A 10948-nucleotide genomic window follows, 5' to 3' on the forward strand; every position below is an offset into this window, starting at 1 on the left:
AAGGCTCGGATGTCGGTGCTTGCGAATAGTGTCGCTCACATGAGCACCTCACCTGCCGAATCGCTGTCGACCCCGGTCGACGGCGTCAACGTGCTGGGGTCGCTCTCACCGAGCCGCGCGAGCGACTTCACCTCGTGCCCGCTGCTCTACCGGTTCCGCACGATCGACCAGCTGCCCGAGCCGCCCTCGGAGGCGGCCGCGCGCGGGACCGTGGTGCACAAGGTGCTCGAGGATCTCTTCGACCTGCCCGCTCCCGAGCGCACCCCCCGGCAGGCGAGGTCGATGGTGGAGCAGGCGTGGGAGGACGTGCGCAGCCTCGACCCGGCCCTGGCGACGCTGTTCACCTCGGAGACCGAGGGTGCGGAGGAGGGCTGGCTGGAGTCGTGCCGTCAGGTGCTGCGGCGCTACTTCGACCTGGAGGACCCGCGGCGTCTGGAGCCGGCCGAGCGCGAGCACTACGTCGAGGCGCTGCTCGACTCCAAGCTGTTGCTGCGCGGGTTCATCGACCGTGTCGACGTCGCCGCCGACGGTCGGATCCGCGTGGTGGACTATAAAAGCGGGCGCGTGCCGAGCGAGGCGTACGAGGCGAAAGCGCTGTTCCAGCTCAAGTTCTACGCTCTGGTGATCTGGCGGACCCGGGGAGTGGTGCCGGCGATGCTGCAGCTCATCTACCTCGGCTCGGGCGACATCCTGCGCTACGTGCCCGACGAGGCCGATCTGCTGGCCACCGAGCGCAAGGCCGAGGCGATCTGGCGGGCCATCCGCACCGCCCAGGAGGCCGGTGAGTGGCAGCCGAACCCGGGGCGGCTGTGCGGGTGGTGCGCCCATAAGTCGCTGTGTCCCGCGTTCGGCGGCACTCCTCCCCCGCTCCCGGCGACCACAGGCCCCGTCGCCGCCGGCGACGACGTCGATCTCGACTAGGGCCCTAGGCCGTGTCTCCCAAAGACACGGCCTAGGCGCGTCTACCAGGATCGGCCGGTTACGAGAGTTATCGTCGCGACGAATGTGACGTATGCGCTTGGCTGAGGAGGTGCGGCTGCTCGTGGGCTCGACGGACTCGTCCACCGGCTCGACCAGCGAGAGCACGACCTCGTCTCGGCACCGCCCCGACATCCAGGGGCTCCGCGCGATCGCGGTGCTCGCGGTGGTCGCGCTGCACGTCGGGTTCGGATCGCTGACCGGCGGGTTCGTCGGCGTCGACGTCTTCTTCGCGATCTCGGGCTTCCTGATCACCCAGCAGCTCATGCGGCAGGTACGCACCGAGGGCCGGGTCAGCCTGCTCGGCTTCTACGCGCGTCGGGCCCGCCGGATCCTGCCGGCAGCGACCGTGGTGCTGCTCGCGACGGTCGTCTACGCAGCTCTCTTCCTCGGCTTCGTACGCACCCGCGAGATCGCCGTAGACGCGCTGTGGTCGGCGGCGTTCGCCGCCAACTTCCGGTTCGCGTCGCTGGAGACCGACTACTTCTCGGCGGCGCTGCCGCCCTCGCCGCTGCAGCACTTCTGGTCGCTCGCGGTCGAGGAGCAGTTCTACCTGGTCTGGCCCCTGATGATCCTGGGGTGCCTGTGGGCGATCAAACGGCGCAGCGAGAGGGCCACGCCGGACGGTCCCGCCACGCCCGACCCCCGCGGACGCAGGCGCGTGCTGGTCATCGCTCTCGGCGTCGTCATCGTGGCATCGCTGCTGGCCTCGGCGGTGCTGACCCGGACCAGCCCGGAGGCGGCATACTTCTCGCCGTTCACCCGAGCCTGGGAGCTCGGCCTGGGCGCGATCGCGGCGATCGCGTTCCGTGACGACGGACCGCAGGACGCCACCGCGCGGTGGCGGGCGCAGGTGCTCTCGGCGTTCGGGATGTTCTTCATCGTCTGCGCCTGCCTGCAGTTCAACGACGCGACCCCGTTCCCGGGCACGCCGGCGCTGGTGCCGGTCCTCGGCAGCGTCTTCATCATCGTGGCCGGCACGCTGTGGCACGGCCCGACGGTGGTCGGCCGGCTGCTGTCGGTGCCGCCGCTGCAGGTCGTCGGCAACTGGTCCTACTCGCTCTACCTGTGGCACTTCCCGGTGCCGGTCCTCGCCGAGCTGCAGCTGGGCCGCGAGCTGCGCTGGTGGGAGCAGGTGCTCCTCGTCGCGCTCGCGTTCGGCCTGGCAGGGCTCTCCTACCACTACGTCGAGGAGCCGTTCCGGCGCGGAATCCTCTGGCGCCGTCCGGCGTTCGGCCGAGCCGCCACGCTGGGCCCGGTGGCGCTCTACCCGCTGAGCATCACCCTGGTCGCGGTGACCTGCTTCGGCGCCAACACCTACGCCACCGGGACCGCCCGCGACGGCTACCAGCCGGCGATCACGCTGGCCGAGGCAGATTCCTCCGCCTCTTCGGGGCCGTCCAAGCAGCCCGACCGGCCCGCGTCGAGCGCCGCACCGCCAGCCGCCAAGGCGCAGGAGCCCGACCCGCTCCCGGCGCTGTTGAAGGCCTCGGTGCTCGCGGCGCGCAAGAACCAGGCGATCCCCACCAACCTGAAGCCGGGCCTCACCAACCTCTCCGACGACGTGGAGTCGGTCGGCGAGTGCAACTACTACTCGACGAACGTACGCAAGCTGTGCCCGCGCGGTGACGCCGACGCCGAGAAGACGATCGTGGTCATCGGCGACTCCCACGCCCGCCACTGGACGCCCGCGGTCGAGGAGATCGCCGAGCGCTCCGGCTACCGCGCCTACATGCTGGCGATGCCGCAGTGCACCGTCTCGCTGGTCACCCCCGACAAGATCGACAGCACCGACCCGATGACGTCGTGCGACGACTTCCACGACTTCATGCTCTCCTCGGTCAAGAAGCTCCGCCCCGACCTGCTGCTGATCTCCTCCCGCCCGATCAGCGCCGCCTACCACGACTCCTCGGGCCGCCACACCGACCGCGCAGACGTACGCCGCGCCGTCTACCGCGGCTACCAGCGCCTCCTGGACCAGGTGAAGCCCGTCGCCAAGCGCACCGTGTGGCTGCGCGACGTACCGGCGCTCCAGTTCGACCCGGCCACGTGCCTGAGCAGCAACAAGACGCTCTCGCCCTGCACCTACAAGCCGCTCGAGAGCCAGCAGGACGGCGCCGACCTGCAGATGCAGGCGGCAAAGTCAGCACGCGTCGAGACCGTCGACCTCGACGACATGTTCTGCGACAGCGTCGGCATCTGCACGACCGTCGTCGGCGACACCATCACCCATCGCGACGGCCACCATCTCACCGCGACTTACTCCAAGGAGCTAGGTCGCACCCTGGGCGAGCGCCTCGAGGTCTGGTGAGACTCACTCCTCGTCGGGCTCGGGTGGCGTCTCCGCTCCGTCCCGGTCGGCCCACTCCAGCAGCGGCTCGATCGAGAACGGATGGTCGTCGATGTCGGCGTGCAGGTCGCCGATCTCCGCGAACCGTGCCGGCACCGTCCGCATCGTGAACTCGCGCGGGTCGACGTCCTTGGTCTCCTCCCAGGTGATCGGGGTGGAGACCCGGCCGTCGGCGACGCCGCGAATCGAGTAGGCGCACGCGATCGTGTGATCTCGGGTGTTCTGGTTGTAGTCGACGAACAGCTGCGCCGGGTCGCGATCCTTGCGCCACCACGCCGTGGTGACCAGCTTCGGTGCCCGGCGCTCGACCTCGCGGGCGAAGGCGTGCGCGGCACGGCGTACGTCGGCGAACCCGTGCTCCGGCGGGATCCGGACGTAGACGTGCATCCCGGAGCCACCGCTCGTCTTCGGGTAGCCGACCGCGCCGAGCTCGTCGAGGAGCTCGCGTACGACGCCCGCCACCGTCTGCACGGTCGAGAACGGGCAATCGGGACCGGGATCGAGGTCGATACGCCACTCGTCGGGCTTCTCGGTGTCCTCGCGGCGGCTGTTCCAGGGGTGGAACTCGACCGTCGACATCTGGACCGCCCAGATCACCGCGCCGAGCTCGGTCACGCAGAGCTCGTCGGCGGTCCGACCCCAGCGCGGGAAGTAGAGGCGTACGGTCTCGATCCAGTCGGGAGCCCCCTGCGGCAGCCGCTTCTGGTGCACCTTCGGCCCCGCCAGGCCCTTGGGGAACCGGTGCAGCATGCACGGCCGCTCCCACAGCGCGTTGACGATCCCCGGCCCCACGGCGAGGTAGTACTGCGCCACGTCGAGCTTGGTCGCACCGGTCTCCGGGAAGTAGACCCGGTCCGGGTTGGAGATCCTGACGACGCGGTTGTCCACCTCGATCTCCACCGACGGCGATGCCTTGGCCATGCTCGCCAGCGTAGGCGCTGAGATGATGCGGTTAAACGAAACTCGCTCATCTCGATCCTCACGGGGGTGTCACGTGGACCTCGGCCCGAGGCGTCGAAGGGATGTGAGCACATCGACCGCGACGACCCCCGCCGAGGAGTTCGCCGACTTCGTCCATGCGACGGGCGGCGCGCTCTACCGCACCGCGCTGCTGTTGACGGGTGACCATCACCTGGCCGAGGACCTGACCCAGACGACGTACGCCCGGGTCTTCGCGTCCTGGCGGCGGGTCAGCAGGGCGGACAACCCGGCGGCCTACGCACGACGTGTGCTCCTCAACGGATTCATCTCCCACCGACGGCTCCGGCGCAACGCCGAGATGCCGACCTCGACGCTGCCGGACGATCCGGGCAGCGATGCCGACCCCAGCGCCCGGATCGACCTGCTTGCCGCCCTCCAGCGGCTGTCGCCGACCGACCGGGCCGTGCTCGTCGCACGCTATTGGGAGGACCGATCCGTGTCCCAGACAGCTGCCGACCTCGGACTGACCGAGACGGCGGTCCGCACCCGCTCGAAGCGTGCCCTGGAACGGCTGCGCCCGCTGGTTGCGGACATCTTCCCGGAGAGGACCACCCGATGAACGACCCAGAGACCAGCTTGCGTACGGCACTGCACGAGCGGGTCGCCGACCAGCACCCCGACTACGCCAGACTCTCAGCGGGCGCGATCAGCGCAGGCTCGCGCATCCGCCGCCGCCAGCGCATCACCGTGACCGTCGGCGCCGCTGCGACCGTCGGCGCCTTCGCCGCGGGTGGGCTGGGGCTCTCTCAGCTCCTGAACACGACCGCGGTCGACCAGGCCCCCCTCGGCGCTGCCGGTGCACCGTCGGCGTCGGCTTCGACGGCACCCCTTGCCTCTGGGCAGAGCCTCGACGTCGGCGACGGGGTCACGGGGCAGGTCGTCACCAACGACGAGGCGAGGACGATGGACATCACGGTGCAGGCGGTCAGTGGTCTTCAGGGCGCCGGGACCGGCTTCACGATCGTCCTGTCCGGACCGGCCGGCGCGGTGGAGCAGAAATGGAGCAACGACACGCTCCTCGAGGACTATCCCGGCGTCAGGATCGCCACCGAAGGCGACCGCAAAGGGCTCGTCGACAAGGTTCCCGTCAAGCAGCCGCCCGGTTGGACGTGTGAGTGGTCGTTGATCGACGACAAGGCCTCCTGCTCGTCCGAGGACGGTGGCGTGGCCGGCCTGGTGATCCGCCCGGCGAAGGACTACCCGGACTGGAGCAAGAACCCCGACAAGGCCGGCCCCGGCTCGGGTTCCCATATCACCCCGGTCCATGGCGACATCTTCATCAGCGTCCAGAGCGGGGAGGGCACCACCGACGCCGAGCTCGAGGCGCTCGCCGACTCGCTCAGGTGGACCGACTGATCCGCTACGGGGTGCGCCGCAGCAGCGCCAGGAACATCGCGTCGGTGCCATGGCGGTGTGGCCACAGCTGCACGGTGCCTGCCATCGGCCCGGCGCTGTCGGGCACCGTGCCGACCGTGGCGCCGATGGGCTCGAGGACGATATCGGATCGGTCCTCGAGCACGCTCTGCACCACGCCCTTGGTCTCGGCCAGGACCGGCGAGCAGGTGGCGTAGAGCACGACACCGCCCGGCCGGGTCAGATCGATCGCCCGGTCGAGGAGGGCGCGCTGGAGGCCGACGAGTACGTCGAGGTCGGCCGTCGCGCGTCGCCACCGGGCCTCGGGACGACGGCGGAGCGCTCCCAGGCCGGTGCACGGGGCGTCGACGAGGACCCGGTCGAACGTCGAGTCCTTGAACGGCGGCCGGGTCCCGTCGCCGGCCACGACTCCGACGGTCCCGTCGACCGGGGCTCCGGCCGACCGGTCGGTCAGGTTGGCGAGGACTAGCCCGGCGCGATGCGGCTGGCGCTCGTTGGCGACCAGCGCAGCGCCCTGTTGCGCTGCCAGGGCGGCCAGCAGCGCCGACTTGCCACCGGGTCCGGCGCACACGTCCAGCCACGACTCCGTCCCGGCGTCCTGCCGGTCGAGGTCGGCCTCGGCCAGAGCGATGGCGACGAGCTGCGACCCCTCGTCCTGCACCCCGGCGCGTCCCTCCGCGACCGCGGCGATCCCAGCCGGTGAGCCGGAGCCGAGCGTGACTCCGAAGGGCGAGTAGGGCGTCTGCGCACCACCGAGCTCCTCGACCGTCGCCCTCCCGGGACGGGCGACTAGCGTGACCGACGGCGGCGCGTTGTCGGCCTCGAGCAGCGCGTCGATCTGGTCACGACCCACTGCCTCGGCGAGCCGCTGGACGACCCAGCGCGGGTGGCTGAAGGCGACCGCGGCCCAGCCGTCGTGGTCATTCTCGCGCGCGGGCGCGACCTCGGCGACCCACTCGTCGAGTGACTTGCGGGTGACCTTGCGCAGCACGGCGTTGACGAACCCCGCCGGGCCCTGTCCGACCTTCGACCGGGTCAGGTCGACGCTGGTCGAGATCGCGGCATGGTCGGGCACCCGCATGGACAGCACCTGGTGCGCACCCAGCCGCAGCACGTCGAGCACCTTCGCCTCGACCTTGGCCAGCGGCCGGTCGATGCAGGCGGCCAGCACGGCGTCGTACGTCCCCTGCTGCCGCAGCGTCCCCGAGGCGAGCTCGGTGGCGAAGGCCGCATCCCTGCCCTCCAGCCCGAGGCGGCCGAGGACGTGGGGCAGCACCAGGTTGGCGTACGCCCCATCGACCCGCACCGCCTTGAGCACCTCGAACGCGGCGAGCCGGGCCGGATCGGCGGGCTTGGTGCTGCCGCGCGGCCCCGATCGAGCCGGTCCCTGTGGCCGCCGGCCGGGGCCTGAGCGCTTACCCGGCTGTGCTCTATTCGAAGGTGACACCGGACTCCAGACGTACGCCGCGAGCCCAGTCAGCCGCGGGCATCTCCTTCTTGCCGAAGGCCTTCACCCGGCCGAGCCGGACCGCCGTGGTGCCGGTGCCGACGAGGACCTCGTTCTTGCGGACGACCAGCTCCCCGGGAGTCACCGCCTCCTCGGCCATCGTGACCGGCCCGACCTTGAACCGCTCTCCGTCGAGCAGGGTCCAGGCTCCCGGCGCGGGGGTGCAGGCGCGGATCTGCCGGTCGATGGCGACGGCGTTCTGCGTCCAGTCGATCTGGGCGTCCTCGACGGTGATCTTGTCGGCGTAGGTGACGCCTTCGGTGGGCTGCTCGCGCGCCTCCAGCGAGCCGTCCTCGATGCCGTCGAGCGTGGACACCAGCAGCCGGGCGCCACCTTCGGTGAGCTTCTCGAAGAGCGATCCGGAGGTCTCCTCGGGCGCCAGCGCCTGGGTCATGGTGCCGAAGACGGGACCGGCGTCCATCGCCTTCACGATCCGGAAGGTGGTGGCCCCGGAGATCTCCTCGCCGGCCCAGACCGCGCGCTGCACCGGAGCGGCGCCGCGGTAGGCGGGCAGGAGCGAGAAGTGCAGGTTGACCCAGCCGTGCCGCGGGATGTCCAGCGCCGACTGCGGCAGCATCGCACCGTAGGCGACCACCGGGCAGCAGTCGGGCTCCAGCGCCTTCAGCTCCGCCTGGAACTCGGGCTCGCGGGGATGCTCCGGCTTGAGCACCGGCACCCCCAGCTCCTCGGCCCGCTGGGCCACCGGCGAGGGCACCAGCCGCTTGCTGCGCCCCTGCGCGGCATCGGGCCGGGTGACGACACCGACGAGCTCGTGGCGCGAGGCGGCGATCGCGTCCAGCGAGGGGACGGCCACCTCGGGCGTACCTGCGAAGACGACCCTCATCAGAACCCGAACCCGTTCGTCGCGTGCGGCGAGACCTTCACCGTGGGCTTCTCCAGGCCGAACCACTCCGACTCCCGGATCTCCTTCATCGCCGCCTTGCGCGCGGCCTCGTCGAGCCGGTCGATGAACAGGATGCCGTCGAGGTGGTCGGTCTCGTGCTGGATGGCCCGGGCGAGCAGCTCGGAGCCTTCGATGGTGACCGGCTCACCGTGCATGTCGAAGCCTCTCGCCACGACGGAGAGTGCCCGGCGGCAGTCGAAGGTGATGTCGGGGAGCGACAGGCAGCCCTCTCCCCCGTCCTGCGTCTCCTCCGACAGGGTCAGGTCCGGATTGATCAGGTGACCCACCTGGCCGTCGACGTACCAGGTGAAGACCCGCAGGCTCACTCCGATCTGGGGAGCGGCCAGTCCGGCACCGGGAGCCTCGAGCATGGTGTCGGTCAGGTCGGCAACGAGCTTGCGCAGCTCCTTGTCGAAGTCGAGGACCGCAGATGCTGGCTTGCGCAGCACGGGGTCGCCGAAGAGTCGGATGGGCTGGACTGCCACTGTTCTCCTAGGTGGTCGAGCGTGTCGGGACCACAATACGTGGGCTCAGAGCGTCGGCGGATCCACCTGGACCCGCACCGGGTCGAGCTTGCGCGCCGACCGCACTCGCTGCAGCTCCCCGAGCGCCTCGGTGAGTTTGACGCCGAGGGATCGCGGCACGCGTACGACCGCTCGCAGGCGTGGCTCTCCGGTCGATGTGGGCTCGGCCGGGACCGGGCCCAGCACCTCCGCGCCGGGCGGCAGCGCCAGCAGGGTGAGCGCGTCGTCGAGCGCTCCGGGAGTGCCGGTGATGGTGGCCAGCCGCGACGCCGGCGGGAGGTGGGCCTCCTGTCGGGCGGCCGCCTCGCGCTGGGCGAACCCGGGCTGGTCCCAGCGCACCAGCGCCTGCAGCACCGACAGCGCCGGGTCGCCGACGACCAGCACCCGCCCACCGGGCCGCACCAGTCCCGCGGCGTTGCTCCAGCGGCGCAGCGCCTCCTCGTCCGTACGCAGATCCGGCCGCCCCAGCAGCAGCCAGGTGTCGAGCAGCAGCACCCCCGCATAGCCGCCCTCGGCGACGGGCTCGGCGCCGATGGTGGCGACCACGATCGCCGGTGTGCCCGGCACCGTCTGCTTGACCGCTCCCGCCGAGGAGGTCACCACCCGCACACCGGCGAAGGAGCGACCCATCTCCTCGGCCGTACGCGCCTCGCCGATGATCGGCGCCCGCAGCCCGAACCCGCCGCAGGCTCCGCACGCCCAGGCCGTCTCGACATGACCGCACCAGCCGCACGTCGGCGGCGCGGCCGGTCCGCCGAGCTGCAGCGGCCCCTGGCAGGCCGAGCACCTGGCCGGCGTACGACAGCGGTCGCACGCCAGCGAGGCCGCGTATCCGCGACGTGGCGTCTGCAGCAGGACGGGGCCGGTGACGAGCGCGGCCCGGATGATCTCGTGGGCCTCACGGGGCACCCGCGAGGCGCGGGTGAGCGGGTCCTTCTCGAGGTCGAAGTCGGTGTCGCCGGTGATCTCGATGCTCACCCGCTGCCTGGCGAGGGCGCGCGTCGGCCGGATCTCCTGCGCCCAGCCGGTCTCGGTCAGGAACCCGGCCTCCACGGTCCGCGCGAAGCCACCCACGAGAGCAGCCGCCTGCTCCTGCTCGGCGCGCAGCAGCAGCACGTCGCGCGCGTGCGCGTAGGGCGAACGCTGCTCGGCGAGGAGATCGTCTCCGTCGTCCCAGACGACGACCAGCCCAAGGTCGTGCACCGGCGCGAAGGCCGCCGCGCGGGTGCCGATCGCCACCTTCACCGCGCCCCGGGCGACCCGCAGGAACTCCCGGTAGCGCGAGGCGGGCCCGGCGTCGGCGGCCAGCACAGCATGCTGCCCCTCCCCCAGAACCTTGGTCATCGCCGTGTCGAGACGGGCGAGGTCCTTCCAGTCCGGCACCACGACCAGCGCGCCGCGCCCGGAGGCCAGGGTCGTCGCGGTGGCATGGGCGATCAGGTCGGCGTGGTCGGTGCCGGCCGCGGCGTGCCAGACCGCACGCGGCGCTCCACCGGAGGCCAGATGTCGTAGGAACGCGGACGCCGGCTCGTGACCCGCCCACGCCGCTGCCGCGGCGGCGGCGTCGAAGGGCCGCCCGGCAGGGGCGACCGCTGAGGGCTCCTTCTCGGTCGAGGCGTGCCGAGGCGGGATCGCCAGCCGGAGCACGTCGGCCCGGGCACCCGCGTAGCGCCGCGCGACCGACTCGCTCAGCGCGGCCACCTGCGGCGTGAGCACCGCCTCGGAGCTGACGACCCGCTTGAGCGGCTGCAGGTTCGCGTGCTCGGAGGCTTCCGTCCGTGCCACGACGAACCCGTCGACGTCCTTGGGACCGAACCGCACCTTCACCCGGACCCCCGGCTGGGCCTCCTCGGCCATCGAGGCCGGAACCGCATAGTCGAAGGGCCGGTCCAGGTGGGCCATCGGCAGGTCGACCAGGACCTTGGCGACCGGATCGACCTCGGCGATCGACGCCTCGGCGGCCTTCCGCGCCCGAGTTGCCGCGGCCTTCGCCCGCCCCTCCTTGACCCGGTCGCGAACCAGCCCGGGCAGCTCCAGCTCGGCTGCCCCGGCTGCCTCCTGCGGTCCCCGGCTCACAACCGACATTCCTACCAGCCCGCGCCGACATCCGAGCCTTGCCCGGCGCTTGCGCCGGGCGAACGCGAGGAGATCGAGCGAGCGCAGCGGGTGAGCTTGCGAACCCGCGAAGCGGGTCGAGATCGACATGGACGCCGCGCTCGTCCTGACCAGAAACCGCGCCGAGCCGGAGGGCACCTTCGGTGACTGTGGAAGTTGAAGATCGTGGCTCGGTTCCGGTAGCGCTGTGACCGGGGCCGGGCCACGATGGTGTT

General features: G+C 71.4%; 9 protein-coding genes. 4 read left to right on the forward strand and 5 right to left on the reverse strand.

Annotated elements, in window-relative coordinates; translation table 11 throughout:
- The first annotated feature begins 39 nt into the window (after positions 1–39).
- Both ACFWQC_RS05985 and ACFWQC_RS05990 read left to right on the forward strand, forming a co-directional pair.
- Positions 40–921: a RecB family exonuclease gene (locus ACFWQC_RS05985; protein ID WP_378674447.1), complete on the forward strand. Its 882-nt coding sequence runs from the start codon at positions 40–42 to the stop codon at positions 919–921.
- Positions 922–1012: 91 nt separating this feature from the next.
- Positions 1013–3289: an acyltransferase family protein gene (locus tag ACFWQC_RS05990; RefSeq protein WP_378674450.1), complete on the forward strand. Its 2277-nt coding sequence runs from the start codon at positions 1013–1015 to the stop codon at positions 3287–3289.
- A gap of 3 nt (positions 3290–3292) precedes the next feature.
- Here the strand turns inward: ACFWQC_RS05990 and ligD are convergent, their stop codons facing one another.
- Complete coding sequence (gene ligD, locus ACFWQC_RS05995; RefSeq protein ID WP_378674453.1) at positions 3293–4249, reverse strand: non-homologous end-joining DNA ligase; 957 nt, start codon at positions 4247–4249, stop codon at positions 3293–3295.
- A 103-nt stretch (positions 4250–4352) separates the two neighbouring features.
- Here ligD and ACFWQC_RS06000 point away from each other — a divergent pair, with 103 nt between their 5' ends.
- A complete protein-coding gene (locus ACFWQC_RS06000; RefSeq protein ID WP_378674456.1) occupies positions 4353–4868 on the forward strand; it encodes a SigE family RNA polymerase sigma factor in 516 nt (171 codons plus the stop codon).
- Positions 4865–5665 (forward strand): hypothetical protein, encoded by an 801-nt coding sequence (locus tag ACFWQC_RS06005; RefSeq protein ID WP_378674459.1) that lies wholly within the window; start codon positions 4865–4867, stop codon positions 5663–5665. The genes ACFWQC_RS06000 and ACFWQC_RS06005 overlap by 4 nt, the downstream gene beginning before the upstream one ends.
- Positions 5666–5669: 4 nt before the next feature.
- On the opposite strand, the gene ACFWQC_RS06010 is transcribed toward ACFWQC_RS06005, so the two are convergent.
- The 4 genes from ACFWQC_RS06010 to ACFWQC_RS06025 form a co-directional block, all read right to left on the reverse strand.
- On the reverse strand, positions 5670–6989 hold the full coding sequence (locus ACFWQC_RS06010; protein ID WP_378674462.1) for an RsmB/NOP family class I SAM-dependent RNA methyltransferase: 1320 nt from the start codon (positions 6987–6989) through the stop codon (positions 5670–5672).
- 124 nt (positions 6990–7113) lie between these two features.
- Positions 7114–8034, reverse strand: coding sequence for a methionyl-tRNA formyltransferase (fmt, locus tag ACFWQC_RS06015; RefSeq protein WP_378674465.1), 921 nt, complete (start codon positions 8032–8034; stop codon positions 7114–7116).
- Complete coding sequence (def, locus tag ACFWQC_RS06020; RefSeq protein WP_378674468.1) at positions 8034–8579, reverse strand: peptide deformylase; 546 nt, start codon at positions 8577–8579, stop codon at positions 8034–8036. The genes fmt and def overlap by 1 nt, the downstream gene beginning before the upstream one ends.
- A gap of 45 nt (positions 8580–8624) precedes the next feature.
- Positions 8625–10694: a primosomal protein N' gene (locus tag ACFWQC_RS06025; protein ID WP_378674471.1), complete on the reverse strand. Its 2070-nt coding sequence runs from the start codon at positions 10692–10694 to the stop codon at positions 8625–8627.
- Positions 10695–10948 lie beyond the last annotated feature (254 nt).

The sequence above is a fragment of the Nocardioides sp. NPDC058538 genome, assembly GCF_042719275.1.
In the GTDB taxonomy this organism is placed as follows: domain Bacteria; phylum Actinomycetota; class Actinomycetes; order Propionibacteriales; family Nocardioidaceae; genus Nocardioides.

What these genes read in the sequence shown, in the direction of transcription:
- ACFWQC_RS05985 (WP_378674447.1), top strand. Translation starts at nt 40, where the DNA reads ATGAGCACCTCACCTGCCGAATCGCTGTCGACCCCGGTCGACGGCGTC.
- ACFWQC_RS05990 (WP_378674450.1), top strand. Translation starts at nt 1,013, where the DNA reads ATGCGCTTGGCTGAGGAGGTGCGGCTGCTCGTGGGCTCGACGGACTCG.
- ligD (WP_378674453.1), bottom strand. Translation starts at nt 4,249, where the DNA reads ATGGCCAAGGCATCGCCGTCGGTGGAGATCGAGGTGGACAACCGCGTC.
- ACFWQC_RS06005 (WP_378674459.1), top strand. Translation starts at nt 4,865, where the DNA reads ATGAACGACCCAGAGACCAGCTTGCGTACGGCACTGCACGAGCGGGTC.
- fmt (WP_378674465.1), bottom strand. Translation starts at nt 8,034, where the DNA reads ATGAGGGTCGTCTTCGCAGGTACGCCCGAGGTGGCCGTCCCCTCGCTG.